27 protein-coding genes and 1 pseudogene are annotated in these 24,803 nt (G+C 73.6%); 20 read left to right on the top strand and 8 right to left on the bottom strand.

Annotated features, from left to right (window positions below):
- Nucleotides 1–109 precede the first annotated feature (109 nt).
- From IE248_RS02880 to IE248_RS02845, 8 genes are all read left to right on the top strand, one after another.
- Entirely contained in the window at nucleotides 110–304 is a 195-nt protein-coding gene (locus IE248_RS02880) for a hypothetical protein (protein WP_008737225.1), read from the top strand.
- Nucleotides 305–374: 70 nt separating this feature from the next.
- Nucleotides 375–1,271 carry an N-acetyl-1-D-myo-inositol-2-amino-2-deoxy-alpha-D-glucopyranoside deacetylase gene (gene mshB / locus IE248_RS02875; protein WP_073795207.1) on the top strand — a complete coding sequence of 299 codons (897 nt, stop codon included), beginning with the start codon at nucleotides 375–377 and terminating at the stop codon, nucleotides 1,269–1,271.
- Nucleotides 1,268–1,666, top strand: coding sequence for a DUF6113 family protein (locus IE248_RS02870; protein ID WP_190029885.1), 399 nt, complete (start codon nucleotides 1,268–1,270; stop codon nucleotides 1,664–1,666). The genes mshB and IE248_RS02870 overlap by 4 nt, the downstream gene beginning before the upstream one ends.
- A gap of 365 nt (nucleotides 1,667–2,031) precedes the next feature.
- Nucleotides 2,032–4,113, top strand: coding sequence for a hypothetical protein (locus tag IE248_RS37135; protein ID WP_308438119.1), 2,082 nt, complete (start codon nucleotides 2,032–2,034; stop codon nucleotides 4,111–4,113).
- 200 nt (nucleotides 4,114–4,313) lie between these two features.
- A complete protein-coding gene (locus IE248_RS02860) occupies nucleotides 4,314–5,270 on the top strand; it encodes an ABC transporter ATP-binding protein (protein WP_073797623.1) in 957 nt (318 codons plus the stop codon).
- A complete protein-coding gene (locus tag IE248_RS02855; RefSeq protein ID WP_073797624.1) occupies nucleotides 5,264–6,019 on the top strand; it encodes an ABC transporter permease in 756 nt (251 codons plus the stop codon). Before IE248_RS02860 ends, IE248_RS02855 begins: the two co-directional genes overlap by 7 nt.
- Before the next feature lie 35 nt (nucleotides 6,020–6,054).
- Nucleotides 6,055–7,236, top strand: coding sequence for a sensor histidine kinase (locus IE248_RS02850; RefSeq protein WP_373301470.1), 1,182 nt, complete (start codon nucleotides 6,055–6,057; stop codon nucleotides 7,234–7,236).
- The gene (locus IE248_RS02845) at nucleotides 7,233–7,850 is read left to right on the top strand and encodes a response regulator transcription factor (protein ID WP_008737207.1); all 618 of its coding nucleotides are present in this window, start codon (nucleotides 7,233–7,235) and stop codon (nucleotides 7,848–7,850) included. Before IE248_RS02850 ends, IE248_RS02845 begins: the two co-directional genes overlap by 4 nt.
- A gap of 147 nt (nucleotides 7,851–7,997) precedes the next feature.
- On the opposite strand, the gene IE248_RS02840 is transcribed toward IE248_RS02845, so the two are convergent.
- Together IE248_RS02840 and IE248_RS02835 are read right to left on the bottom strand one after the other, a co-directional pair.
- Nucleotides 7,998–8,801, bottom strand: a complete 804-nt coding sequence (locus tag IE248_RS02840; protein WP_037790881.1) for a transglutaminase-like domain-containing protein — start codon at nucleotides 8,799–8,801, stop codon at nucleotides 7,998–8,000.
- A complete protein-coding gene (locus IE248_RS02835) occupies nucleotides 8,798–9,781 on the bottom strand; it encodes a GNAT family N-acetyltransferase (RefSeq protein ID WP_073797625.1) in 984 nt (327 codons plus the stop codon). The genes IE248_RS02840 and IE248_RS02835 overlap by 4 nt, the downstream gene beginning before the upstream one ends.
- Before the next feature lie 117 nt (nucleotides 9,782–9,898).
- On the opposite strand from IE248_RS02835, the gene fdxA reads away from it, so the two are divergent.
- Nucleotides 9,899–10,225: a ferredoxin gene (gene fdxA, locus IE248_RS02830; protein WP_008737202.1), complete on the top strand. Its 327-nt coding sequence runs from the start codon at nucleotides 9,899–9,901 to the stop codon at nucleotides 10,223–10,225.
- 145 nt (nucleotides 10,226–10,370) lie between these two features.
- On the top strand, nucleotides 10,371–11,465 hold the full coding sequence (gene dapC / locus IE248_RS02825; RefSeq protein WP_008737201.1) for a succinyldiaminopimelate transaminase: 1,095 nt from the start codon (nucleotides 10,371–10,373) through the stop codon (nucleotides 11,463–11,465).
- Nucleotides 11,466–11,576: 111 nt separating this feature from the next.
- Here dapC and IE248_RS02820 read toward each other — a convergent pair whose 3' ends face one another.
- Both IE248_RS02820 and IE248_RS02815 read right to left on the bottom strand, forming a co-directional pair.
- Nucleotides 11,577–11,888, bottom strand: a complete 312-nt coding sequence (locus IE248_RS02820; RefSeq protein WP_037798097.1) for a hypothetical protein — start codon at nucleotides 11,886–11,888, stop codon at nucleotides 11,577–11,579.
- Between the two features lie 226 nt (nucleotides 11,889–12,114).
- Nucleotides 12,115–13,083 carry a hypothetical protein gene (locus IE248_RS02815; RefSeq protein WP_100583737.1) on the bottom strand — a complete coding sequence of 323 codons (969 nt, stop codon included), beginning with the start codon at nucleotides 13,081–13,083 and terminating at the stop codon, nucleotides 12,115–12,117.
- An 87-nt stretch (nucleotides 13,084–13,170) separates the two neighbouring features.
- On the opposite strand from IE248_RS02815, the gene dapE reads away from it, so the two are divergent.
- Both dapE and IE248_RS02805 read left to right on the top strand, forming a co-directional pair.
- A complete protein-coding gene (dapE, locus tag IE248_RS02810; RefSeq protein WP_190029884.1) occupies nucleotides 13,171–14,250 on the top strand; it encodes a succinyl-diaminopimelate desuccinylase in 1,080 nt (359 codons plus the stop codon).
- A gap of 64 nt (nucleotides 14,251–14,314) precedes the next feature.
- On the top strand, nucleotides 14,315–15,073 hold the full coding sequence (locus IE248_RS02805; protein ID WP_008737193.1) for an LOG family protein: 759 nt from the start codon (nucleotides 14,315–14,317) through the stop codon (nucleotides 15,071–15,073).
- Nucleotides 15,074–15,086: 13 nt separating this feature from the next.
- Here IE248_RS02805 and folP read toward each other — a convergent pair whose 3' ends face one another.
- Nucleotides 15,087–15,947 carry a dihydropteroate synthase gene (gene folP / locus IE248_RS02800; protein WP_190029883.1) on the bottom strand — a complete coding sequence of 287 codons (861 nt, stop codon included), beginning with the start codon at nucleotides 15,945–15,947 and terminating at the stop codon, nucleotides 15,087–15,089.
- Nucleotides 15,948–16,032: 85 nt separating this feature from the next.
- On the opposite strand from folP, the gene IE248_RS02795 reads away from it, so the two are divergent.
- Nucleotides 16,033–16,380, top strand: coding sequence for a DivIVA domain-containing protein (locus tag IE248_RS02795; RefSeq protein WP_008737188.1), 348 nt, complete (start codon nucleotides 16,033–16,035; stop codon nucleotides 16,378–16,380).
- Nucleotides 16,377–16,964 (top strand): DNA-3-methyladenine glycosylase I, encoded by a 588-nt coding sequence (locus tag IE248_RS02790; RefSeq protein WP_073773183.1) that lies wholly within the window; start codon nucleotides 16,377–16,379, stop codon nucleotides 16,962–16,964. The genes IE248_RS02795 and IE248_RS02790 overlap by 4 nt, the downstream gene beginning before the upstream one ends.
- Before the next feature lie 6 nt (nucleotides 16,965–16,970).
- On the opposite strand, the gene chcB is transcribed toward IE248_RS02790, so the two are convergent.
- The gene (gene chcB, locus IE248_RS02785; RefSeq protein WP_190029882.1) at nucleotides 16,971–17,774 is read right to left on the bottom strand and encodes a 2-cyclohexenylcarbonyl CoA isomerase; all 804 of its coding nucleotides are present in this window, start codon (nucleotides 17,772–17,774) and stop codon (nucleotides 16,971–16,973) included.
- A 333-nt stretch (nucleotides 17,775–18,107) separates the two neighbouring features.
- Here chcB and IE248_RS02780 point away from each other — a divergent pair, with 333 nt between their 5' ends.
- Complete coding sequence (locus IE248_RS02780) at nucleotides 18,108–18,275, top strand: DUF3117 domain-containing protein (protein WP_003966491.1); 168 nt, start codon at nucleotides 18,108–18,110, stop codon at nucleotides 18,273–18,275.
- A 141-nt stretch (nucleotides 18,276–18,416) separates the two neighbouring features.
- On the opposite strand, the gene IE248_RS02775 is transcribed toward IE248_RS02780, so the two are convergent.
- The gene (locus IE248_RS02775) at nucleotides 18,417–19,079 is read right to left on the bottom strand and encodes an O-methyltransferase (RefSeq protein WP_073797629.1); all 663 of its coding nucleotides are present in this window, start codon (nucleotides 19,077–19,079) and stop codon (nucleotides 18,417–18,419) included.
- A 190-nt stretch (nucleotides 19,080–19,269) separates the two neighbouring features.
- Between IE248_RS02775 and sigE the strand changes: the two genes are divergently transcribed.
- From sigE to IE248_RS02750, 5 genes and pseudogenes are all read left to right on the top strand, one after another.
- Nucleotides 19,270–20,046, top strand: coding sequence for an RNA polymerase sigma factor SigE (sigE, locus tag IE248_RS02770; protein WP_174261724.1), 777 nt, complete (start codon nucleotides 19,270–19,272; stop codon nucleotides 20,044–20,046).
- Nucleotides 20,043–20,528: pseudogene (locus IE248_RS02765) on the top strand (zf-HC2 domain-containing protein); the annotation flags it as partial. The gene sigE and the pseudogene IE248_RS02765, both read left to right, overlap by 4 nt.
- 297 nt (nucleotides 20,529–20,825) lie before the next feature.
- Entirely contained in the window at nucleotides 20,826–22,181 is a 1,356-nt protein-coding gene (locus tag IE248_RS02760; RefSeq protein WP_373301451.1) for a S1C family serine protease, read from the top strand.
- A gap of 134 nt (nucleotides 22,182–22,315) precedes the next feature.
- Nucleotides 22,316–22,762, top strand: a complete 447-nt coding sequence (locus tag IE248_RS02755; protein WP_008737176.1) for a sec-independent translocase — start codon at nucleotides 22,316–22,318, stop codon at nucleotides 22,760–22,762.
- Nucleotides 22,763–22,874: 112 nt separating this feature from the next.
- Nucleotides 22,875–23,591 carry a hypothetical protein gene (locus tag IE248_RS02750; RefSeq protein ID WP_190029879.1) on the top strand — a complete coding sequence of 239 codons (717 nt, stop codon included), beginning with the start codon at nucleotides 22,875–22,877 and terminating at the stop codon, nucleotides 23,589–23,591.
- Nucleotides 23,592–23,671: 80 nt separating this feature from the next.
- On the opposite strand, the gene IE248_RS02745 is transcribed toward IE248_RS02750, so the two are convergent.
- Nucleotides 23,672–24,787 carry an Mrp/NBP35 family ATP-binding protein gene (locus IE248_RS02745; RefSeq protein WP_037790952.1) on the bottom strand — a complete coding sequence of 372 codons (1,116 nt, stop codon included), beginning with the start codon at nucleotides 24,785–24,787 and terminating at the stop codon, nucleotides 23,672–23,674.
- Nucleotides 24,788–24,803 lie beyond the last annotated feature (16 nt).

Raw genomic sequence — 24,803 nt, 5'->3', positions numbered from 1 at the left:
CGATCGATGCGCTGGTACGGAAAGTTATGATCGGTAGCGCACGGTGGGTATGAGTCCGCCGAGCACGAGTACGCGTACCGATGTCCGCTCGACGTGGAGGTGAAACGCCGTGGCACTATCGATCTCTGCCGTGGTGCTGCTGGCGATCATCGTCTTCCTGCTGGTGCGCAGGTCGGGGCTGAAGGCCGGGCACGCGTGCGTCTGCGTGCTGCTCGGCTTCTATCTGGCGAGCTCTTCGATCGCCCCCACCCTCAGTCAGCTGACCACGAACGTGGCCGGCATGATCAGCGGCCTCAAGTTCTAGGCGGTCGCCCGGTCGGGCCGGCCCGCGGCCGGTCCGGCGGCGCCGGGGGGACACCCTCTACGCTGACCCCATGAACGGTCTTCCCGCCCGTCGTCTGCTCCTCGTGCACGCGCACCCGGACGACGAGTCGATCAACAACGGCGTCACCATGGCCAAGTACGCCGCCGAGGGCGCCCACGTCGCGCTGGTGACCTGCACCCTCGGCGAGGAGGGTGAGGTCATCCCGGCCGCGCTCGCCCACCTGACGGCCGACCGCGAGGACGCCCTCGGTGCCCACCGGGTCGGCGAGCTCGCCGCCGCCATGGCCGAACTCGGCGTCACCGACCACCGGTTCCTCGGCGGCCCCGGCCGCTTCCGCGACTCCGGGATGATGGGCACCGAGCAGAACCGCCGCCCCGGGGCCTTCTGGTCCGCCGACGTGGACGAGGCCGCCGCGTACCTCGTGGAGGTGATCCGGGAGCTGCGCCCGCAGGTGCTCGTCACCTACGACCCGGACGGCGGGTACGGGCACCCCGACCACATCCAGGCCCACCGCGTCGCCGTCCGCGCCGCCGAGCTGGCCGAGGAGGCGTCGTACCGGCGCGACCTCGGCGAGCCGCACCGGATCTCGAAGGTCTACTGGAACCGGGTGCCGCGCTCGGTGGTCGAGGAGGGCTTCGCCGCGCTGCGGGCCGCCGGCGGCATGGCGGCCTTCCCGCAGCCGGCCGCGCCCGAGGACGTGCCGGGGGTGATCGCCGACCGGCGGGTCACCACCGAGATCGAGGGTGACGAGGCGTCGGTGGCGGCGAAGGCGGCCGCGATGCGGGCGCACGCCACGCAGATCGTCGTGGACCGGCCCTTCTTCGCCCTGTCGAACAACCTGGCCCAGCCGCTGTTCGCGCGCGAGTACTACGAGTTGGTGGCGGGCGAGCCGGGCGCTCCGGCCGGCGAGCGCGAGCGCGACCTGTTCGCCGGGGTGACGGCGTGACGGGCCCGGTGGCCGGCGGCGGGCTGACACCGGCCCGGATCGCGGCCTGCCTCGGCCTGTTGGTCGCCGGGGCCGTGGTCGGCGCGGCCGGCTGGCTCGCGCTGGACCTCTGGTTCCCGGGCGGGCTGCTGCTGGCCCTGGCGGCCCTCCTCGGGCTCTTCCTCGTGGGCCGGATCGCCCTCGGCGGCGGCATCGGGGTGGGCGCGGCGGCGGCGGGCTGGTTCCTGTCCTACGTCCTGCTCAGCGCCCCGCGCTCGGAAGGGGACTTCCTGCTCACTTCGTCCGGAATCAGCCTGTACGCATACCTTTTGGGCGGGACGGTGCTGGCTGTGATCTGTGCCACGGTGCGCGGCCCGTACGACCGGCCCGTTCCTGCTCCGCGGCCGCGGGGCTGACAAGTCGTCGGTCTCCGTTCCCGGACGGGTATCGGCTGGTTGACGACGGGTCGGCGCGGCTCGGACGCCGCTGTCACGGGCGTGCGCGGGGGGCTTGCGGGGGGTCAAGAGGAATCCCTGATTCCCTGGCGTCAATTGCGCGCGGGCGACGGCCAGTATGGTGGACGGGCCGCCGAGCTGCCCGCGCACGGTATGACGGGCGGCGGAGCCAACCGGGAGAACCTGCCTTGAGTCGTGAAACTGACAGTTCGTCCTCCGGGCCCCAAGGGCGCGGTGGAGCCGCTTACCCCTCGGGTACGCCGCCGTATGGAACCGGCCAGTATCCGTCCACGGACGCTGCGGCGACCACCCCGGAGGAGAACCCTGTGACGTCGAAGCCGTCCACGCCCGACACCGACGGGCCGAAGACCGAGACCACCCTGACGACCCGGATCCGGATCAACATCCCGGGTTCGCGGCCGATCCCACCGGTCGTGGTGCGCAAGCCGGTCGCCGCCGCCGACGCCGAGGCCGGCGCCGAGGCCGCCCCGGCGCCCCCGCGCGAGCCGAAGCCGAACGGGCGGCCCCGGCCGACCCGGGTCGAGGCGGCGCCCGAGCCCGGCGACGGGCCGGTGCGCGCCGCGCTGCCGCCGTCTTCCTCCGCGCCCGCCGGGGGACGGCCGCCGGCTCCCGCGCAGGGGCAGGCCCCCGCGCCGGCTCCGGCCGAGCCCGCCGAGCCCGCCAGCAACTGGTTCGCCCCGCGCAAGGCGGCCCCCGCCCCGCCCGCGGCCCTGCCGACCCGGCAGCCCGGCGCGAGCGCCGGCTACCCGAACCCGGCGGGACAGCGGCCCGGCAACCCCGGTGGCCCCGGCAACCCCGGCGGCCCCGGCAGCCCGGGCGCTCCCGCCGCGGGCGGCCGCCCGGCGGGCTACCCCTCCGCGCCCGCCCCGGCGGGCCAGGGCCCGGGCGCGCCCGGCCCCGATGCCCGTACGGCCGGGCCCGGCGCGCCCGCGGGTCCCGGATTCGACGGACGCCCCGACGGCGGCTACGGCCGCCAGCCCGGCGGGAACGGTTTTCCCCCGGCCGGCGCGGGCCCGCGGCCCGGCGCCCCCGGCGCGGGCTACGCCCAGGCGCCCACCGCACCCACCGCCCCCGGCGGGCCCCGCCCCGGGGCCGGCTATCCGGCCGCGCCCACACCCGGCGGCCCGGGCGTCGGCGGCCCCGGCGGCCCCGGCACCCAGGACTTCCCGGCGTACGACGGCGGGCCCACCACCGAGGCCTTCCCCGCCTACACCGAGCCCGCCGGCCCCACCGGCGGCCCCGCCCTCGGGACCGCGCCCGTGGGCGCCGACGAGCCCGTCTGGCCCGGCCCGGACCTGAACGCCCCGGCGACAGGCGCCGTACCGGGCGGCCCCGGCCCGCTGCCGGTCCCGCCGCGCGGCCCGGAACCCGTCGCCCCGCCCCGGGACGCGGCGCAGCCCGCGAAGGGTGCCAAGGCCGCGGCCCAGCCCGCCAAGCCCGCCAAGAAGGGCCGCTCCAAGGTCGCCCTGCTCGGCGGCGCCGTCCTCGGCCTGATCGGCGTGGCCTACGGCGCGGGCCTGCTCCTGAACCACTCCGACGTGCCCAAGGGCACCACCGTCCTCGGCGTGGACATCAGCGGCAGCCGCGACGAGGCCGTCGCCAAGCTCCAGCGGGCCTTCGGCAACCGCGCCGAGGCCCCGCTCCAGCTGAGCGTCGGCGGCAAGCAGGTCGAGCTGAAGCCGGACAAGGCCGGGCTCACCCTGGACGCCCAGACCACCGTCCGCAACGCGGCGGGCAGCGACTACAACCCCGTCACGGTCATCGGCTCGCTCCTCGGCAACGAGCGCAAGGCCGAACCCGTGCTGCCGAAGGACGACGAGAAGCTCCAGGTCGCCCTCCAGGAACTCGCCTCGACCTCCGGCACCGCGACCGAGGGCACCATCAAGTTCGAGCCGGGCAAGGCCGTCGCCGTCCCCGGCAAGGCCGGCACCAGCATCGACGTGGACGCCTCCGCGGAACTGGTCTTCAAGGCCTTCCAGGCCATGGTGGCCTCCGGCAAGGCGCCCGTGGCCGAACTCCCGGTCGCCACCAAGGAGCCCGTCGTCGGCCAGGAGGAACTCGACCGGGCCATGAAGGACTTCGCCGCCCCGGCGATGTCGCAGAACGCGGTCGTCACGGCGGGCGGCAAGTCCATCCCCTTCGGCCCGAAGGTGTCCCTCCCGAAGATCCTCAGCATGCAGGTCGTCGACGGCCACCTCGTCGAGAAGTACGACCTCGAAGCGCTCAAGCAGCTCTACGGGAACACCTTCGACGGGGTCATGATCATGCGCGGCACCGGCGAGAAGACCGCCGTCACCCCGCAGGACGTCGCGGGCGCCCTCGGCAAGGCCCTGCGCGGCAGGACCGTCGCCGAGCGGACCGTCACGATCGACACCAACCCGAACTGACCCGCACCACCCCGCGCGCCCCGCGCGGGCGCCGCATGGCCGAGCCCCCACCCGGACCCCGGGCGGGGGCTCCGTCGTACCGCGTCGTCGCACGTCGTCCCGCGTCGTCCCCCGTCACTCCGCGGCCATGACATCTGTCATCCGCAGCCCACGACCGGCGACACTGCCGCGCGCACCCCCGTACGGGCGATCCTCGACGCATGACGACGACCGCGACGCACACAGCCGCCGCCCCGGACACCGGCCACCCCGGCGCCGTGGTGAGCTTCGAGAACGTGACCAAGAGCTACGGCGCCGTCCGGGCGGTCGACGGCCTCTCCTTCGCGCTCCACCCGGGCGAGACCGTCGCCCTCCTCGGCCCCAACGGAGCCGGCAAGTCCTCCACCCTCGACCTGCTGCTCGGCCTGCGCCCCGCCGACTCCGGCTCCGTCCGGCTCTTCGGCACCACCCCGCGCGAGGCCATCGCCGCCGGCCGGGTCGGCGCGATGCTCCAGACGGGCGGCCTGATGGAGGACGTCAGCGTGCGCGAGCTGGTCACGCTCGCCTGCGCCCTGCACCCGCGCCCGTACCCGGTGGACGAGGTGCTCAGCCGCGCCGGAGTCGCGGAGATCGCGGGCCGGATGGTCAACAAGCTCTCCGGCGGCCAGGAGCAGCGCGTCCGCTTCGCCCTCGCCACGGCCGGGCACAACGACCTGATCGTCCTCGACGAGCCCACCACCGGCATGGACGTCACCTCCCGCCAGGCCTTCTGGGCCACCATGCGCGAGCAGGCCGCCGCGGGCCGCACGGTCCTGTTCGCCACCCACTACCTGGAGGAGGCGGACGCGATCGCCGACCGGGTGATCGTCCTGAACCGGGGCCGGGTCCTCGCCGACGGCACCGCCGCCGAGATCAAGGCCAAGGCCGGCGCCCGCCGGATCGCCTTCGACCTCGACGGCTCCTGCGCGGACGAGACGGCGCTGCGCGGACTCCCGCACCTGACCGGCTACGAGCGCCACGGCGACACCGTCAAGCTCCAGTCGAGCGACGCCGACGCCACCGTCCACGCCGTCTACGCCCTCGGGCTCTACCCCCGCAACCTGGAGGTCGCGGGCCTGGGCCTGGAGCAGGCCTTCATCGCCCTCACCGAGGCCGAGGAGGCCGACGCGTCATGCTGAACACCGGATCGACGAAGCTCATCAAGCTCGAAGTCACCCGCGCCCTGCGGAACAAGAAGTACCTGTTCTTCACCGTCCTCTATCCGGCCGCCCTCTTCCTGATGCTCGGCGGCACCCTGAGCGGCTCCACGAAGGTCATGGGCACCGAACTGACCATGCCCGCCTTCTACATGGTCGCCATGGCCTCCTTCGGCGCCCTGACGGCCGTCCTGGTGGGCAACAGCGAGCGGATCGCCAAGGAGCGCGAGTCGGGCTGGGTGCGCCAGCTGCGGCTGACCGCGCTGCCCGGGCGCGGCTACGTCCTCGCCAAGACCGCCAGCGCCGGCGTGCTCTCGCTGCCCGCGATCCTGGTCGTGTTCGCGGTCGCCGCCGTGGTGAAGGGCGTACGGTTCGACCTCTGGCAGTGGTTCGCCCTGACCGGCGCGATCTGGGCAGGCAGCCTGGTCTTCGCCGCCCTCGGCGTGGCGATCGGCTACCTGGCCAGCGGGGACAACGTCCGCCCCATCACGATGCTGTTCTACTTCGCCCTGTCGATCCTCGGCGGCCTGTGGATGCCCACCGCCGCGTTCCCGCAGTGGCTGCAGTCCGTCTGCGAGTGGCTGCCGACCCACGCCTACGCCGGTCTCGGCCAGGCCATCGAGCTGGGAGGCGCGCCGCACGCCAAGGACGTGGCGATCCTCGCCGTCTACTTCGTACTGTTCACTGGTGCCGCCGCCTGGCTGTACCGCAAGGACTCCCTGAAGGCGTGACGAGAGTGACGAGACCGAGCGGCGTGACGGGGCCGGTGACCGAGACCGGCGGGACGGGGCGGGCGGGGCCGAAGGGCGGGCCCCGGATCGGGCTCCGCCCCGAGACCCGCCGGCAGAAGGCCGTGAAGGCGCTGTGGGTCGGCCTCTGGCTGTTCTACCTCAGCGCCCCCGTCACCGACCTCGTCAGCGGCGGACACAGCCTCGGGGCCCGGCTGCTCGGCGGCCTGGGCCTCGCGGCCTTCGTCGCCTCGTACCTGCTCCTGGTCTTCCGCACCGCCCGGCAGACCGAGGTGCGGCGCGTGCTGGTCTCGGTGGCGGCGCTCTCGCTGACGGCCACGGTGCTGTCGCTGTCGCTGGGCCGCGAATGGCTCGTCCTGTTCGTGTTCGTGTCGGTCTCCTCCGGCGCCGCGCTGCCGGGGGAGATCTCCCGCTTCACGGTCCCCGGCGTCACCGCCCTGCTGGCGCTGACGGCCTTCGCGGTGCCCGACGGCGACGAGTACCTCGCCGGGCTGCTGATCCCGGCGCTGATGGGCGGGTTCGCGATGGTCGGCATCCGCGCGATGATCCGCACGACCATGGAACTGCGCGAGGCGCGGGCCACGGTGGCGCAGCTCGCGGCCAACGAGGAGCGGCTGCGGATGGCCCGGGACCTGCACGACCTCCTCGGCCACTCGCTGTCGCTGATCACGCTCAAGAGCGAGCTGGCGGGGCGGATGCTGCCCGGGCAGCCCGACGCGGCGGCCCAGCAGGTCGCGGACATCGAGCGGGTCAGCCGGCAGGCGCTGGTGGACGTACGGGAGGCCGTGAGCGGCTACCGGCGGCCCACCCTGCCCGGCGAACTGGCGGGCGCGCGGACCGCGCTGACGGCGGCGGGCGTGCTGGCGGACCTCCCGGCGGAGCCGGTGGAGGGCCTGCCCGAGGAGGTGGAGTCGGCGCTGGCGTGGGCGCTGCGGGAGGCGGTGACGAACGTGGTCCGGCACAGCGGTGCGCAGCGCTGCACGGTCCGGGTGGAGCTCCTCCAGACCCTCGCGGGGAAGGTGGTGGAGCTGTCGGTCGCGGACGACGGCGGGGGCGGCGGAGCGCCGCCGGTGCCGGGGAACGGCCTGACGGGCCTGACGGAGCGGCTGGAGGCGGTGGGCGGCACCCTGTCGGCCGGTCCGGCCGGAAAGAAGGGCTTCCGCCTGCTGGCCCGCGCCCCCCTAGGATCGGGATCATGAGCGAACTCCCCATCCGGATCCTCCTCGCGGAGGACCAGTCCATGGTCCGGGAAGCCCTCGCGGCCCTCCTCGGACTGGAGCCGGACATCGAGGTGTTGGCACAGGTCGCGCGCGGGGACGAGGTGCTGGCGGCGGCGCGGGCGCACGACGTGAACGTCGCGCTGCTGGACATCGAGATGCCGGGCATGACGGGCATCGAGGCGGCGGCGTCGCTGCGGACCGCCGTCCCGCACGTCAAGATCGTCATCCTGACGACCTTCGGCCGCCCGGGGTACCTGCGGGGCGCGATGGAGGCGGGCGCCTCGGCGTTCCTGGTCAAGGACGCGCCGGCCGCGCAGCTCGCGGACGCGGTGCGCAAGGTCCTCGCGGGGGAGCGGGTCATCGACCCCACGCTGGCGGCGGCCGCCCTGGCGGAGGGCGCGAACCCGCTGACGGACCGCGAACGGGAGGTCCTGCGGGCGGCGGAGTTCGGCGCGACCAACGCCGAACTGGCCGAGCGGCTGCACCTGTCCCCGGGGACGGTCCGGAACTACCTCTCGACGGCGATCCAGAAACTGGCGTCGCGCAACCGCGCCGAGGCGGTGCGCGTGGCCCGCGAGAAGGGCTGGCTCTAACCCGCGCCCGCCGCCCCCCCCCGGGCCTGCGTCCCGGGCCGTTCCGGGCCTGCGCCCCGTGCCCGGGCTCCGGGCCGCGCCGGGTCCGGCCCGTCCCGGGTCCGGGCTGTGGCAGGCCGGGCCATCGGGCCGCCGGGGCGGGACGGGTCAGTTCAGCAGGGCGCGGGCCGAGCCGGCTTCCGCGCGGATGCGGGCGGCGGCGCCGGGGTCGACGGCGTCCACGACCTCCGCGTACGCCTCCAGCTCGGCCGCCCCCGCCGTGAACTCGGCGCGTTCCACCAGCAGCCGCGCCCGCTCGTACCGCAGCGACGCCGGGTGCGAGGGCAGCAGGAGCGAGAGGTCCAGCGCCCACAGGGCCACCGCCGACTGCTCGGGGCGGGCCGAGGCCCACGCCCGGATGTTGTTCAGGATGCGCAGGACGATGTCCAGCGTGCGCGCCGGCTCCCGCGGGGCCCGCGCCAGCTCGGCCGTTCCGGCGCCCAGGGACGCGCCGCCCGCGAAGGGGTCCACGACCACGCCCTCCTCCGGATCCCCGAAGCCCACCACGAAGTGCCCCGGCAGGGCGAGCCCGTACACCGGCGCCCCCGCCCGCCGCGCGACCTCCGTCCACACCACGGACAGCAGGATCGGCAGGCCCCGGCGCCGCCGCAGCACCTCGTGCAGTAGCGAGGACGAGAGCCGTTCGTAGTCCGCCGGGGTGCCGTGGAAGCCCAGCCGCCCGCCGAGGAGTTCGGTCACCGCCGACGCCCACGCCCTCGCGCCGCGCAGCCCGTACGGCAGCATCCCCGCCAGCCGGTCCAGCTCGATCTGCGCCCAGTCCATGGCCCGTTCGTCCAGGTCCGGGTCCGCCTCCGCCGCCAGCAGCAGGCACAGCGCCGCCAGGTCCGGACGCTGCGAGCGCGCCTCCGCCGCGAACCGCTCCCGCGCCTCCCGCGCCGCCCCGGAACTCACGCCGCCGCCCGGAAGTGGTGGTACATGTGGTGCGTCGTGAAGCCCATCCCGTCGTACAGGCCCCGCGCCCCCGGGTTGTCCGCCTCCACCTGGAGCCACGCCGCCGACGCGCCCTCCTCCAGCGCCCGCCGCGCCAGGGCCGCCATCACGGCGGTCGCCAGGCCCCCGCGCCGGTGCTCCGGGTCGACCTCGACCGCCCCGAACCCGGCCCAGCGCCCGTCCGTCACCATCCGCCCGATCGCCCGGCCGGGCAGCGTCGCGAACCACACCGACGGGCCCTCCACCAGCATCCGCCGGGCCGGCCCGGGGTCGCGGACCCTTCCGTACCGGGCCAGCCACTCCTCGTCCGGGACCCGGGTCAGCCGTACGTCGTCGGCCGCCGCGGCGTCCAGGTCGCCGACCGGCGCCAGCGCCCCGACACGGACCTCCGCCGACACCTCGTTCACCCAGCCCCGCGCCTCCAGCTCCGCGCACAGCGCCTCCTGGGTGCCCACGGCCCCCGTCGCGGCCTGCACGTACGCCGGGAGCCCGCGCTCCGCGTACCAGGACGTCACCCGCGCGAGTGCTTCGTCCAGCGGCACCCCCGGGTCGCCGATCGGCAGCACGGAGTTGGCACGGCGGGTGAACCCCCCGGACGCGCGCAGGACCCACTCGCCCAGCGGCTCGCTCTCCAGCGGCACCCAGGCCCGCGCGGTGATGCGGGCCAGCTCCTCGAAGGAGGCCGCGGGGCCCCGCCGCCGGGCCGGCGCCGCGGGCACGACCTTGCCCGCCACCAGTGACGATTCCGCGATGCGGACCGTCTTCGCGTTCTTCTGTGTGATCACGAGCACACCCTCGTTCCAGGATGTGAGAACCCCTACCGCGTCACTGAACCCGGGGGGTCCGCCGCGCCCTGGATCCACCCGTCGTACAGAGACTCGTTTACCCACGTCAGCGGGGGTGATACGGATCTCCAGCAGTCCACCGGCAGTGATTTCCACAGCTCTGTCCGCCCCTCCTGTTCGGATCGTGCCCGGGAACGGAGATACTAGGTGTGGGCATCGACGACGCCGCGCTCCCGCGCGATATGGAAAGCCCTACCGAGGAGGAACGAGAGCGTGACCTACGTCATCGCGGAGCCTTGTGTCGACGTCAAGGACAAGGCATGCATCGAAGAGTGCCCCGTCGACTGCATCTACGAGGGCCAGCGGTCCTTGTACATCCACCCGGACGAGTGCGTCGACTGTGGTGCGTGTGAGCCGGTCTGCCCGGTCGAGGCCATCTTCTACGAGGACGACACCCCGGAGGAGTGGAAGGACTACTACAAGGCGAACGTCGAGTTCTTCGACGAGCTCGGTTCGCCCGGTGGTGCCTCCAAGCTGGGCCTGATCGAGCGGGACCACCCCTTCGTCGCCGCGCTGCCGCCGATGGGCGAGGGCCACTGACGCCCTGCGCCCCAGGCGCTTCGCGTGCTTCGGTCCCGTACGGCCCTCCGGCCGCGCGGGACCGAGCCGTTTCCGGCGCCGGGAGCGCGGATCGCACCGCTCCCGCCGCCCCCACCCCTCCACGCCCCAGAGAGAGCAGAGCACCGTGGCCGCACTTTCCGCACGTCTTCCCGCCTTCCCCTGGGACAAGCTGGAGCCGTACAAGGCGACGGCGGCGGCCCACGCGGACGGCATCGTCGACCTGTCGGTCGGCACCCCCGTCGACCCGGTGCCGCAGCTGATCCGGCGCGCCCTCGTCGAGGCCGCCGACTCCCCGGGTTACCCGACGGTATGGGGCACGGTCGCCCTGCGCGACGCGATCACGGGCTGGGTGCGCGGCCGTCTCGGCGCGAGCGCCGCCGGGCACCGCAACGTGCTGCCGGTGGTGGGCTCCAAGGAGCTGGTGGCCTGGCTGCCGACCCAGCTGGGGCTGGGCGCCGGGGACAAGGTCGCCTACCCGCGGCTCGCCTACCCGACGTACGAGGTCGGCGCGCGCCTGTGCGGCGCCGAGGCGGTCGTGTACGACGACCCGACCGAGCTCGACCCGGCGGGCGTGAAGCTGCTCTGGCTCAACTCCCCGTCCAACCCCACCGGGAAGGTCCTCCCCAAGGAAGACCTGATCCGGATCGTGGCCTGGGCGCGCGAGCACGGCATCCTCGTCTTCAGCGACGAGTGCTACCTGGAGCTGGGCTGGGAGGCCGAGCCGGTCTCCGTCCTCCACGACGAGGTCTGCGGCGGCTCCTACGAGGGCCTGGTGGCCGTCCACTCGCTGTCCAAGCGGTCGAACCTGGCGGGCTACCGGGCCGCGTTCGTCGCCGGTGACGCCGCGGTCCTCCGCGAGCTGCTGGAGATCCGCAAGCACGGCGGCATGATGACCCCCGCCCCGGTGCAGGCGGCGACGGTGGCGGCGCTCGGCGACGACGCGCACGTCGAGGAGCAGCGCGGCCGCTACGCCGCCCGGCGTGCGGCGCTGCGCGGGGCCCTGGAGGCGCACGGCTTCCGCATCGAGCACAGCGAGGCCAGCCTCTACCTGTGGGCGACCCGGGACGAGCCCTGCTGGGAGACGGTGGCCCACCTGGCCGGGCTCGGCATCCTCGTCGCCCCGGGCGACTTCTACGGGGAGGCCGGCGAGCGTTTCGTGCGGGTCGCCTTCACGGCCACGGACGAGCGGGTCGCGGCGGCGGTCAAGCGCCTCGGCTGACGGGGCGGCCTGAAGGCCCAAGGCCTGACGGCCCGACGGCCCGCCGCCCTGACAGCCCGAAGGGCCGGGAGCACCAGCTCCCGGCCCTTCGGCGCGTGCGCGGGGCGGTGGTCAGCCGCCCAGGCCGGCCAGCGGCAGCCCGCCCAGCGGCAGCTCCGGCGCGGCGGGCAGACCCGAGGTGGCCTGCCCCGCGGCCGGCAGACCGCCGAGCAGCGATCCGGCGGTGCCGGTGAGCTCGCCGGGCGCGACCGGAACGGCCTGGGCGGCCGCGTCGGGGGCGGTGAGCCCGCCCAGCTGCGGAAGCTGCGGTACGGCGTCCAGGCCCGCGGCGCTGGCCGCGCCGGCCGCACCGACCACGGGAGCTGCGCCGGCGGCGAGCAGCAGCGCGGCGCGGGCGATCCGGCGGGTCAGGGGGAGGGTCATGATGCTCCTAAGCGGTAGCGGCTGAGTACGCCGTGTACAACCGCTCGTGGGGCGGGCGAAGTTGCGGACTCCGAAGGTAAAGGATCGGTAACGCATCGTTTAATCGGCTTCCGCGACAACCGCATTGGATGTGCGCCGACCAGGCCTTTGTGCCCCTCCCGGCCCCCGTGGGGCGGCCGCGCCGGTCACCCCCGTGCGGGGGACGCCCCGTACACCTGAACGCGGCTCACTGGGCCACGAAGATCCGTACCTCGTTGTCGGTCGCGCCGTGCGGGTCCGCGCCGCCCCGCTTGCCGGCGCCGCTCGTGTCCTGCCAGGCGCCCCTGGACTCGCCCGCGACCCAGCCCTGCTTGGCGTAGGAGACCCGGGTGATGCCCAGGGAGCGCGAGTTGGCGACCGCCCAGTGCGCCAGCGCCTTGCCCCGGCGGGACTCGGCCTCGTCGCCGTCCGGCTTCAGGGGCAGGTTGATCTCCGCCTCCCCGCGCGCCTTGCCGGAGTGCCCGGCCGCGGCGGGTGCGCCGGCCAGCACCTTCTTCCCGAAGATCCGCACCAGTTGGGTCCGTACCTTCTCCGGGTCGCCCGGCGCGGTGGGCGCGGGGCCGCCACAGGTCAGGGAACCCCGGCCGCCGAACGCCGCCGTCAGCACCATGGCGTCCGGCTCGTGCTTCGCGTACGCCTGCGGGAAGCCGCTGCGCTGCACCTTCTGCGCGGCCACCGTCAGCGGGAGCCGCGAGTAGCCCGGGACCTCGACCAGGTGGTCGTAGAAGATCCCCGACGAGTACACCGGGTCCCTGATCTCGTCCGGGCTGCCCCAGCCCATCGAGGGCCGCTGCTGGAACAGGCCGAGCGAATCCCGGTCGCCGTGGTTGAGGTTGCGCAGCGCCGACTCCTGCATCGCGGTCGCCAGCGCGATGGTCACCGCCCGGTCCGGCAGGCCCTTGGAGACGCCGACCGCGGCTATCGTCGCCGCGTTCGCCGCCTGCTCCAGCGACATGTCGAACGACTCGCGGGTGCCGCCCCGCCCCGCCTCGTCCGCGCCGGTGAGGACACTGGCCGTGCAGTGCGGACCGCCACCACCCTCGTTCGACTCGTACTGCACGGCGAGATATCCGGCGAGCGCGAGCAGCACGAGCAGGCCGGCGGCCTTGCGGCGCGGGCGACGGCGCCGCTGACGGGAGTGATCGCTCTGAGACACGCGGCCCACCGTACTTGAGCCATCTGACGCGTCCAGCGGCCGGACGTACCGGGCTTCGTCACACCACGGGGCGTTATGGTCAGAGCCATGTCCGAATCCGAGCTGGACCTCACCCTGGACGCCGCCGAGCTGACCGCCCGGCTCGTCGACATCCCCTCCGTGAGCGGGGACGAAAAGGTACTCGCCGACCTCGTGGAAAACGCGCTGCGCGCCCTGCCGCACCTCACGGTGGACCGCCACGGCAACAACGTCGTCGCCCGTACGGACCTCGGCCGCGCCGAGCGCGTCGTACTGGCAGGTCACCTCGACACCGTGCCGATCGCCGACAACCTCCCGTCGCGCCTCGACGAGAACGACGTCCTGTGGGGCTGCGGCACGACCGACATGAAGTCCGGCGTCGCCGTACAGCTGCGCATCGCCGCGACCGTGCCCGAGCCGAACCGCGACCTCACCTTCGTCTTCTACGACCAGGAGGAGGTCGCCGCCGACCTCAACGGCCTGGGTAAGGTCGCCGAGGCCCACCCCGAGTGGCTGACCGGCGACTTCGCGGTCCTGCTGGAGCCCTCCAACGGCGAGGTCGAGGGCGGCTGCCAGGGCACCCTGCGCGTGCTGCTGCGCACGGCCGGCGAGCGCGCCCACTCCGCCCGCAGCTGGATGGGCTCCAACGCCATCCACTCGGCGAGCCCGATTCTCGCCAAACTCGCCGCCTACGAGCCCCGCAAGCCGGTGATCGACGGGCTGGAGTACCACGAGGGCCTCAACGCGGTCCGCATCGAGGGCGGCGTCGCGAACAACGTGATCCCCGACGCCTGCACGGTGACGGTGAACTTCCGCTACGCCCCGGACCGCTCCGCCGAGGACGCCCTGGCCCACGTCCGGGAGGTCTTCGCGGACTGCGGCGTCGCGGAGTTCGTGGTCGACGACTCCTCTGGCGGCGCCCTCCCCGGCCTCGGCCACCCGGCGGCCGCGGCCTTCATGGAGGCCGTCGGCGGCCGCGCCATGCCGAAGTTCGGCTGGACCGACGTGGCCCGCTTCAGCGCCTTCGGCATCCCGGCCGTCAACTACGGCCCGGGGGACGCCCTGCTGGCCCACAAGGTCGACGAGCGCGTCGAGACGAAGGCCATCTTGCACTGCGAGGAACGACTCCGCGCCTGGCTGACCTCCTGAATTCCGCCTCTCGTCACCTTTGTGCGCCTACCCTGATCCAACGATCAGCAGGAGGGAGCACATCATGGGCAACCCCGAAGGCAACGCTCGTCGCCGGCCCCACGAGCAGCAGCTCGGGCCGGTGCTGCGCAGGCGGAGCCAGGTGCAGGCGGGCAGTACGACGGACCAGCGGCTGCTGGATTCGGACGGGCCCTCCGAGTGGGTGCACACCGATCCCTGGCGGGTCCTGCGCATCCAGTCGGAGTTCATCGAGGGCTTCGGCACGCTGGCGGAGCTGCCGCCGGCGATCAGCGTGTTCGGATCGGCCCGTACTCCGGTGGACTCGCCGGAGTACGAGGCGGGCGTACGGATCGGGCACGCGCTCGTCGACGCCGGCTTCGCCGTGATCACGGGCGGTGGCCCGGGGGCGATGGAGGCGGCCAACAAGGGCGCCCGCGAGGCGAACGGCGTCTCGGTCGGCCTGGGCATCGAGCTGCCCTTCGAACAGGGCCTCAACCAGCACGTCGACCTGGGGCTGAACTTCCGGTACTTCTTCGTCCGCAAGACGATGTTCGTGAAGTACAGCCAGGGCTTCGTGGTCCTGCCGGGCGGCCTCGGCACCCTGGACGAGATGTTCGAGGCACTGACCCTGGTCCAGACCCAGAAGATCACCCGGTTCCCGATCGTGCTGTTCGGCACGGAGTACTGGGGCGGCCTGATCGACTGGCTGAAGAACACGGTCATCGCCCAGGGCAAGGCCTCGGAGCGCGACCTCTACCTGTTCCACGTCACGGACGACGTGGACGAGGCGATCGCGCTCGTCACGAAGGAAGTCGGCAAGTAGGACCCGCCGGGCCTCAGGCCAGTCCCCGGCGGCCGACCGCCGGGGGCCGGTGGCCCTGGATCGAACGCACCATGTCGAGGACCTGCCGCGTCTCCGCGACCTCGTGGACGCGGTAGACCTGGGCGCCCAGCCAGGCCGAGACGGCCGTCGTGGCCAGGGTGCCCAGCAGGCGCTCCTTGACCGGCGCGTCGAGGGTCTCGCCGACGAAGTCCTTGTTGGACAGCGAGACCAGCACCGGCCAGCCGGTGTCGGTCATCTCCGACAGCCGGCGGGTGGCCTCCAGCGAATGGCGGGTGTTCTTCCCGAAGTCGTGACCCGGGTCGATCATGATCCCGTCGCGGCGGACGCCGAGCGCGACCGCCCGCTCCGCGAGGCCCACCGTGACCCGCAGGATGTCCGCCATCACGTCCTCGTACGCCATCCGGTGCGGCCGCGTCCGCGGCTCGACCTCGCCCGCGTGCGTGCAGACCAGCCCCGCCCGGTGGCGCGCGGCGACCTCCGCCAGCTTCGGGTCCACGCCGCCCCACGCGTCGTTGAGCAGGTCCGCGCCGGCCGCGCAGACCGCCTCGCCGACCTCGTGCCGCCAGGTGTCGACGCTGATCACCACGTCCGGGTGGCGGCGCCGGACCTCGGCGACGAAGCCGACGGTGCGCCGGGCCTCCTCGGCCGCGTCCACGTGCTCGCCCGGACCCGCCTTGACCCCGCCGATGTCGATGATCGCGGCGCCCTCGGCCACCGCCTGCTCGACCCGGTCCAGGGCGGGCTCGTCGCGGAACGTCGCGCCCTGGTCGTAGAAGGAGTCCGGCGTCCGGTTCACGATGGCCATGATCACCGGCTCGTGGGTGTCGAACTCGCGCCTGCCCAGTCGCAGCATCCCGTTCTTTCCTCCTCCGGCGGCCCTCGCGCCTCGCTCGCGACCTTAACCTGATGGCTGAAGCCGCCCTCAGTCTGTCAGGGAGTTGATCGTGTTCTGGTTCTTGCTGATCGCGCTGGTCGTGGTCGTCGCCGCGGTCACCCTCGCGGTGGTCGGCGGCGGTTCGCAGGCCGTACTGCCCGAGGCCGAGCCGGACCGGGTGGCCGACGGGCTGCCGCAGGCCCGCCCGGTGGCGCGGGCCGACATCGACGCGCTGCGGCTGCCCGTCGCCGCGCGCGGCTACCGGATGGCCGAGGTGGACGACGTACTGGACCGGCTGGCGGCGGAGCTGGCCGAGCGGGACGAGCGGATCGCCCTGCTGGAGGCCTCGGTGGAGGCCGCCCGCGCCGGATCCGCGCCGGGACCCGACCTGACGAAGCGGGCCGGGCAGTGACGGCCGTGGCCGGGGCGGACGGCGGGCTGCGCTGCCCGTGGGCGCTGTCCACGCCGGACTACGTCGCCTACCACGACACCGAATGGGGCCGTCCGGTCCACGGGGACGACGCCCTGTACGAGCGGCTGTGCCTGGAGGCCTTCCAGTCGGGGCTGTCCTGGCTGACGATCCTGCGCCGCCGGGAGGGCTTCCGGAAGGCCTTCTCCTCCTTCGAGATCGCGAAGGTCGCCGCGTTCGACGAGAGCGACGCGGAGCGCCTCCTCGCCGACGAGGGGATCATCCGGAACCGGGCCAAGATCGCGGCCACCCTCGCCAACGCCAAGGTCCTGGCCGGCTGGGAGCCGGGCGAGCTGGACGCCCTGATCTGGTCCCACGCCCCGGAGCCGGGCCGGGCCCCGCGCTCGATCGCCGACGTACCGGCGGTCACCGCGGAGTCCACGGCCCTGTCCAAGGACCTCAAGAAGGCGGGCATCCGCTTCGTCGGCCCCACCACGGCCTACGCGCTGATGCAGGCCTGCGGCCTCGTCAACGACCACCTGGCGGCCTGCGTCTCGCGGGAGACGGCAGCGCCGCCGCGGGCCTGAGCGGGCTCAGCGGCCCAGGTACCGCGGCGGCTGCTTGGCGAGGAAGGCCTTGACGGCGATCCCGTGGTCCTCGGAGGCGCCGGCCCGGGTCTGGAGGACGTCCTCGTGGGCCAGGGAGTCCGCGAGGGAGTGCGCGGCCCCGTACGCCAGGGACTCCTTCAGCGCGGCGTAGGCGACCGTCGGCCCGGCGGCCAGGGCCCGGGCGACCGACTCGGCCTCGGCGGCCAGCGATTCCGCGGGGACCAGGCGGTTGGCGATGCCCAGGTCGTAGGCCTCCTGCGCCTTGAGCGAGCGCGGGAAGAGCAGCAGGTCACTGGCGCGCGAGGCGCCGATCAGGCGCGGCAGGGTCCAGGAGACGCCGGAGTCGGCGGTCAGCGCCACGCCCGCGAACGAGGTGTTGAAGGACGCCGTGTCGGCGACGACGCGGAAGTCGGCGGCCAGCGCGAAGCCGAAGCCCGCCCCGGCGGCGACCCCGTTCACGCCCGCGACCACCGGCTTCGGCATCTCGGTGAGCGCCCGCACGATGGGGTTGTAGTGCTCGGAGACGGTGCTCATCGTCAGCGTGGTGCCGTGCTCGCGGTCCGAGGCGAGGTTCCCGATGTGCTCCTTGAGGTCCTGGCCGACGCAGAAGGCGCGGTCACCGGCGGCGGTGAGCAGCACGGCCCGTACCGCGGAGTCGCCGGCGGCGGCCTGGACCGCGTCGCGCAGGGCGACCTTGGCCTCCGTGTTCATCGCGTTCATCGCGTCGGGACGGTTGATCGTGATGGTCGCGAGTCCGTCGGTCACTTCGTAGAGCACGCTGTCGGCCATGGCAGGGGGTCCCCCTTCGTCGCGGGCTTGGCTACCGGCCGGTACCGGCCGGTGCAAGGGCCAGCATGGCGGACCGGACCGCCGCCGGACATGTGATGTGCGTCAAAGAAAGCGAACGGCGGTCCCGGCGCGGAGCGGCGAAGTATCGCAGGCGGCTCCCCGAAATGAGTGGTTTTGGTCAAGCGCGTTGCACAAGCGTTCCCTGCCGATGTTGGTCATCGGGTCCTGACATGCGGGATAATGGCCAAGAAGCATTGTGTTCGATGCCGGGCATTAGGCGCCTGAATGGGGCCGTCGGCTGACGATGAGCTGGTTTCAGGAAGGGGAACGAGCATGGCGGCCATGAAGCCGCGGACGGGCGACGGCCCGCTCGAGGTCACCAAGGAGGGGCGGGGCATCGTCATGCGCGTACCGCTTGAGGGCGGCGGTCGGCTTGTCGTCGAGCTGACTCCGGACGAGGCGGACGCCCTGGGTGACGCCCTGAAGAAGGTCGTCGGCTAACCCGCTGACCGCACTTTCAGCAGTCTGAACTCTGCGCTGCCCCGATCGCTACCAGCGGTCGGGGCAGTGTTGTGTCCACCGGGTGCCGCGCCCCCGGTCCTCCCGTACGGCCCATCCGGGTCATCCGGTCCGTCCGGCTCTTCAGCGCCGGACCACGCAGAGCAGGCCGTCGCCCACCGGGAGCAGCGCCGCCTCCAGGACCGGGCTCTCGCGGACGGCGCGCAGCAGCTCGCGGACGCGGAGCACCTCGACGGCCTGGGCGGTGGAGTCGACCGTCTGGCCGTCGGAGAAGACGCCCTCGAAGCAGACCAGCCCGCCGGGGCGCAGCAGGCGCAACGATTCGGCGAGGTAGTCGAGGGACTCGGTGGGGTCCCCGTCGCAGAAGACGAGGTCGTACCCGCCGTCCGCGAGCCGGGGCAGGACGTCGAGCGCACGGCCGGGGATGAAGCGGGCGCGGTTGCCCGCGAAGCCGGCGGCGCGGAAGGCCTGGCGGGCGAAGGCCTGCCGGTCGGGCTCGGGATCCACGGTGGTGAGCACCCCGTCGGGGCGCATCCCGTGGAGGAGGTGGATGCCGGAGACGCCGGTTCCGGTGCCGATCTCCGCGACCGCCTTGGCGTCCGCGGTGGCGGCGAGCAGGCGCAGCGCGGCACCGGTGCCGGGGGAGACGGAGCGCAGGCCCGCTTCCCTGGACCGGTCGCGGGCCCATCGCAGAGCGTCGTCCTCGGCGACAAACGCGTCGGCGAACGCCCAGCTCGTCTGCCGGTTGCCGCTAATGACCCTCTCCTGTCCCCATAGTTGGCGCAACGGTGACTGTATCCGCTGACGTCGGGAACCCGCAGATGGGACCGGGCGTTGTGAAGGAGAGACGCCGGATGGATGAGGGATAGACAGGGACGGTGCCGGGCAGATCGCCGGTCCGGGGCCGTCGGGGAACTGAATGCCCGTGCAAAGTTACTGCAAAAACACTTATCCCAAGCTGACGGAGGGGGTGGCTATGGTAGGGACTCCACTGGACACCACCAGAGCCGACAGGGGAGGTGCGGCTGCGCCTGTGGATCGTGGGGGCGTGTTGAAACGCCTCTTCTGGTCATCGGGTGAGCCGAAATCCGTGACCTACATTGCTGACCGCTTCCACACCGCCACCGCAACCACCGCGACCTTCGCCACCGATGCGGGCTCGCAGGCGTGGACCCCTCCTTCCTGGGAGGAGATCGTCAGCACGCACAGCGCGCGGGTCTACCGCCTTGCCTACCGTCTGACGGGTAACCAGCACGATGCCGAGGACCTGACGCAGGAAGTCTTCGTCCGCGTCTTCCGCTCGCTGTCCACCTACACGCCCGGCACCTTCGAGGGCTGGCTGCACCGGATCACCACGAACCTGTTCCTCGACATGGTGCGCCGCAAGCAGCGGATCCGTTTCGACGCCCTCGGCGACGACGCGGCCGAGCGGCTGCCGAGCCGCGAGCCCTCCCCGCAGCAAGTGCTGCACGACACCCACTTCGACGCGGACGTGCAGCAGGCGCTGGACACCCTCGCGCCCGAGTTCCGCGCGGCCGTGGTGCTGTGCGACATCGAGGGCCTGTCCTACGAGGAGATCGCCGCCACCCTCGGCGTGAAGCTCGGCACCGTGCGCAGCCGTATCCACCGGGGCCGTTCCCACCTGCGCAAGGCGCTCAAGCACCGGTCCCCGCAGGCCCGCGCGGAGCAGCGCGCGCTGGCGGGCGCGGCCGTGGGTGCCCCGGGCGCCGGGGGAGAGGGCGGAGCCGAGTGAGCGGAGCCAGTCCGACCCCCGCCGAACAGCACCTGGGCGACCGCCTCGCCGCCCTGGTGGACGGGGAACTCAGCCATGACGCGCGCGAGCGGGTACTGGCCCACCTGGCCACCTGCGCCAAGTGCAAAGCCGAGGCCGACGCACAGCGCCGTCTGAAGACGCTGTTCGTGGAGAGCGCGCCACCGCCGCTGTCCGCCGGGCTGCTGGCCCGGCTCCAGGGCCTGCCGGGCGGGGACCTCGACGGTTCCTCCGGGCTGCCCGGCCAGGTCGGCTCCGCCGGTTCCGCCCTTTCCCACGGCCCGCCCGGCGCTTCCGGTCCGGGTTCCCCGGCCCGCTCCGACCCCTTCGCCACCTTCGGGTACGCCGCGGCGGCGATGCCGCGCGAGGGCTTCCGCATCCACGAGGTGGGCCGCTCCCGGCGCCGCTTCGCGTTCGTCGCGGCCGGAGCGGTGTCGCTGGCCGCGCTCGCGCTCGGCGGCACCCTGCCGATCGAGACCGTCGAGCCCCAGGTGCGCGGTGACGTACCCGCCACGCGGCCCGGTCCCGCCGTGTCGGTGACCGATGCCGTCATCCTGGACCGGCTGCCCACCCCGAGCGTGGCGCTGCCCGGCCTGCGGCCCGGCGGACCACAGCCGCCGGTCCGGCCCTCGCAGACCCCGTCGGCCCGGCCCGTGTCCCTGTCCCGCTGACGGGGTGGGCCCCCGGCGGGGGCGCGGACCTGGTTGAATCTGGGGCAGATGCGCCGCCCGGGCGGTGCGCCAGGTACGCGGGGAGCGCCCATGTCCGACAGCCAGCAGACCGATCCGGCCACGCTGTGGTGGAGCCGGCCCGACGGGCTGGCGGACGCGCGCCGCGACGGGGTACCGGCCCCGCGCCCGCACGCCGAGGGTGACACCGCCGCGGGAGGCGCGGGAGGCGCGGGAGCGTCCTCCCCGGACCCGTCGGAGCCGGGGACGGAGGCGGGTTCCGGGCCGCGCTACGACCCCTGGGCCGTCCGCCCGCTGCACGTCGTGGACACCGGCAAGGTGCCGCGCGGGATCCGGATCTGGCAGGTCGTCGCGATCAGCCTGGGCGCCGCCCTGCTCGCCGGCGGTACCGGCGGCTACCTCGGTGTCCTCGCCGAGCGCCGCAGCAGCACCCGGCTGGAGCTCCCCCAGGCCGCCGCGGTCAGCAGGGACCGCGCTCCCGAGAGCGTCGCCGGGATCGCCGCCGGCGCCCTGCCGGGCGTGGTCACCCTGCACGTCAGCGGCGGCGGGGGCAGCGGCACCGGAACCGGCTTCGTCCTCGACCCGCAGGGCCACATCCTCACCAACAACCACGTGGTCGCCGACGCCAAGCGGATAACGGTCACCTTCAGCACCGGCGAGAGCGTCGGCGCCGAACTCGTCGGCCGCGACAGCGGCTACGACCTGGCCGTGGTCAAGGTGACCGGAGTCCGGGGCCTGCGGCCGCTGACGCTCGGCAACTCCGAGAACGTGAAGGTCGGCGACCCGGTGGTGGCCATCGGGGCGCCCTTCGACCTCTCCAACACCGTCACCGCCGGCATCATCAGCGCCACGGGCCGCCCCATCACCGCGGGCGGCGACAAGGGCGACGGCGGCGACGTCAGCTACGTCGACGCGCTCCAGACCGACGCCCCCATCAACCCCGGCAACTCCGGCGGCCCGCTCCTCGACGCCCAGGCGCACGTGATCGGCATCAACAGCGCGATCCGGGGCGCCGACGAGGGCCAGGACGGCAAGGACGGGGCGCGGCAGAGCGGCAGCATCGGCCTCGGCTTCGCCATCCCGGTCAACCAGGGCAAGCGCGTCGCCGAGGAACTGATCCGCACCGGCCACGCCACCCACCCCGTCATCGGGGTCACCCTCGACATGCAGTACACCGGCGACGGTGCCCGCGTCGCCGCCAAGGGCGACGACGGCGCGTCCGCCGTCCCTCCCGGCCCCGGGGCGCGCGCCGGGATCAGGCCGGGCGACGTGATCACCAAGGTGGACGGGCAGCGGGTCCACGGCGGCGACGAGCTGATCATCAAGATCCGGGCGCACCGCCCGGGCGACGCGCTGAAGCTGACGGTCCTGCGGGAGGGCCGGGAGCACACCCTGAATGTGGTGCTGGGATCGTCGAGCGGGGCCTGACGCGCCGGAACGACACCTTCCGGCCGAACTCCGGTCGGGAAACGACTTTCGGGACCATTCGCGTGTAGTGGCCCGGCGAGAACGGCGGGTACCGTGGTCGGGGCCGGACGTGGAGAGATTCGAGGAGCGGCAGGGTGTTCAACGACATAGGCGGCCTTGAGCTGGTCACGATCGTGGTGCTGGCCATCCTCGTTTTCGGACCGGACAAGCTCCCCAAGGTCATCCAGGACGTCACCGGGTTCATCCGGAAGATCCGCGCGTTCTCCGACAGCGCCAAGCAGGACATCCGCTCGGAGCTCGGGCCGGAGTTCAAGGACTTCGAGTTCGAGGACCTGAACCCCAAGACGTTCATCCGCAAGCAGATGGGCGAGAACGAGGACCTCAAGGAGCTCCGCAGCAGCTTCGACCTCCGCAAGGAACTGAACGAGGTCACCGACGCGGTCAACGGCAGGGAGCCGGAGTCCGCGCCGGCCGCCGCCACGCCGGGCGCCGCCGCCGCTTCCACCGGCCCGGACCTCCTCAAGAAGCCCGCCGCCCCGGCCCCCGAGGCCCGTACCCCCTTCGACGCCGACGCCACCTGAGTTCCCGGCCTGCCCGGCGATCCGCGGTCGGATGGCTATCCTCCATCTGTCCGGACGCAGGAAAGCGTGGGGGAGCCCCGTTCCGGACCCCACGGAACGAGAGGCCGCTCAGATGGAGACGACGAGCAGTAGCCGGGTAGGCGTACAGCCCGCCGAAGCACCTGCCCCCGCTGCCGCACCCCCGCAGACCCCCGCGCCGGGCGTGCCCCTGGAAGCCGCCGTGCCCGTTCCGGCGGCCCGCCGGACGGCCCAGGGGTACCTGCGGGCCGACTTCCCCTGGTACGGGCTGGACGGGGCCTTCACCGGCCCCCGCTGGCTCATGCAGGTCGCCGCCGCCGCCGACGGCACCGTGGAGCACGGCTCCACCGGCCACGGGGACGAGCCCTCCGCGCGCGGCGAGCTCGCCACCGGGGAGAAGGAACGCTTCGCGGTGGTCGTCACCGTCGCCAGCAACCCGCTGCGCCGCAGCGGCGACGGCACCGGAGTCCTGGAGGCCACCTCGGTCTCCTCGGCGGCATGGCTGGCCGGCTCGGGCCTGCTGTCCTACAGCTGGCCCGGCCAGATGGACCACGGCCTGCGCAACGAGTGGCTCGACCAGCAGACCGAGGCCGCGTGGGAGCTCGCGGACGACCTCGGCGGGGACGACTGGTCGACGCTGTCGCTCCCGGTCGACGGGGAGCCGACGCCGTTCCACTACCGCGAGTCCGAGTTCGGCTGGGTCCTCGCCGGCTCCGCCCCGGGCGGGGTGCACCTGGGCGCGTACGGGCGGGGCATGAGCGCGTACGGGATCGGCTTCTCGGTCATCGGCGACCTGACCACGTACGAGTAGCGGGGCGCGGGTACGGAAAAGGGCACCGCCCGGTCGGCGGTGCCCTTCACGCTGTACGGCCCGCGCGGGCCGGTGGGGCGTCAGAACTTGTTGCGCGGGGTGATGCCCAGGGACATGCCCGACAGGCCGCGGGCGCGGCCGCCCAGCTTGCCCGCGATCGTGCGCAGCGCCGCGCCGGCGGGGGAGTCCGGGTCGGACAGCACGACCGGCTTGCCCTCGTCGCCGCCCTCGCGCAGCCGTACGTCGATCGGGATCGAGCCCAGCACCGGCACCGTCGCACCGACCGTCTTGGTCAGCCCGTCGGCGACCTTCTGGCCACCGCCGGAGCCGAACACGTCGACCATCTCGTCGCAGTGCGGGCACGGCAGGCCGGACATGTTCTCGACCACGCCGACGATCTTCTGGTGGGTCTGCACGGCGATCGAGCCGGCCCGCTCCGCGACCTCGGCCGCGGCCTGCTGCGGGGTGGTCACGACCAGGATCTCCGCGTTCGGCACGAGCTGGGCCACGGAGATCGCGATGTCACCCGTGCCCGGCGGCAGGTCGAGGAGCAGCACGTCCAGGTCGCCCCAGAACACGTCGGCCAGGAACTGCTGGAGCGCGCGGTGCAGCATCGGGCCGCGCCACACCACCGGCGCGTTGCCCGGGGTGAACATGCCGATGGAGATGACCTTCACGCCGTGCGCCGACGGCGGCATGATCATGTTCTCGACCTGGGTGGGACGGCCGTCCACACCCAGCATGCGCGGCACGCTGTGGCCGTAGATGTCCGCGTCGACGACGCCGACCTTGAGGCCGTCCGCCGCCATGGCCGCGGCCAGGTTCACCGTCACCGACGACTTGCCGACGCCGCCCTTGCCGGACGCGACCGCGTACACACGGGTCAGCGAGCCCGGCTTGGCGAAGGGCACCTCGCGCTCGGCGGTGCCGCCGCGCAGCGTGGCCGCCAGGTCCTTGCGCTGCTCGTCGCTCATCACGTCGAGGGTGACGGCGACCGAGGTGACACCGGCGACCTTCTCGACGGCCTCGGTGACGTTCTTGGTGATGGTCTCGCGCATGGGGCAGCCCGACACCGTGAGGTAGACCGTGACGGCGACCGCGCCGCCCTCGCCGATCTCCACCGATTTGACCATGCCGAGTTCGGTGATCGGCCGGTGGATCTCGGGGTCGTTCACCGTCGCCAGCGCGTCCAGGATCGCGTCCTGCTCAGGC

The sequence above is a fragment of the Streptomyces goshikiensis genome (assembly GCF_014650555.1).
In the GTDB taxonomy this organism is placed as follows: Bacteria; Actinomycetota; Actinomycetes; order Streptomycetales; family Streptomycetaceae; genus Streptomyces; species Streptomyces goshikiensis.
Note: the sequence above shows the minus strand (reverse complement) of the source record. Positions and strands in the feature narration are given on the sequence as shown.

What these genes read in the sequence shown, in the direction of transcription:
- IE248_RS02845 (WP_008737207.1), top strand. Translation starts at nt 7,233, where the DNA reads ATGAGCGAACTCCCCATCCGGATCCTCCTCGCGGAGGACCAGTCCATG.
- IE248_RS02760 (WP_373301451.1), top strand. Translation starts at nt 20,826, where the DNA reads ATGTCCGACAGCCAGCAGACCGATCCGGCCACGCTGTGGTGGAGCCGG.
- IE248_RS02750 (WP_190029879.1), top strand. Translation starts at nt 22,875, where the DNA reads ATGGAGACGACGAGCAGTAGCCGGGTAGGCGTACAGCCCGCCGAAGCA.
- IE248_RS02780 (WP_003966491.1), top strand. Translation starts at nt 18,108, where the DNA reads ATGGCGGCCATGAAGCCGCGGACGGGCGACGGCCCGCTCGAGGTCACC.
- sigE (WP_174261724.1), top strand. Translation starts at nt 19,270, where the DNA reads ATGGTAGGGACTCCACTGGACACCACCAGAGCCGACAGGGGAGGTGCG.
- mshB (WP_073795207.1), top strand. Translation starts at nt 375, where the DNA reads ATGAACGGTCTTCCCGCCCGTCGTCTGCTCCTCGTGCACGCGCACCCG.
- dapE (WP_190029884.1), top strand. Translation starts at nt 13,171, where the DNA reads ATGTCCGAATCCGAGCTGGACCTCACCCTGGACGCCGCCGAGCTGACC.
- IE248_RS02855 (WP_073797624.1), top strand. Translation starts at nt 5,264, where the DNA reads ATGCTGAACACCGGATCGACGAAGCTCATCAAGCTCGAAGTCACCCGC.
- IE248_RS02805 (WP_008737193.1), top strand. Translation starts at nt 14,315, where the DNA reads ATGGGCAACCCCGAAGGCAACGCTCGTCGCCGGCCCCACGAGCAGCAG.
- folP (WP_190029883.1), bottom strand. Translation starts at nt 15,947, where the DNA reads ATGCTGCGACTGGGCAGGCGCGAGTTCGACACCCACGAGCCGGTGATC.
- IE248_RS02820 (WP_037798097.1), bottom strand. Translation starts at nt 11,888, where the DNA reads ATGACCCTCCCCCTGACCCGCCGGATCGCCCGCGCCGCGCTGCTGCTC.
- chcB (WP_190029882.1), bottom strand. Translation starts at nt 17,774, where the DNA reads ATGGCCGACAGCGTGCTCTACGAAGTGACCGACGGACTCGCGACCATC.
- IE248_RS02860 (WP_073797623.1), top strand. Translation starts at nt 4,314, where the DNA reads ATGACGACGACCGCGACGCACACAGCCGCCGCCCCGGACACCGGCCAC.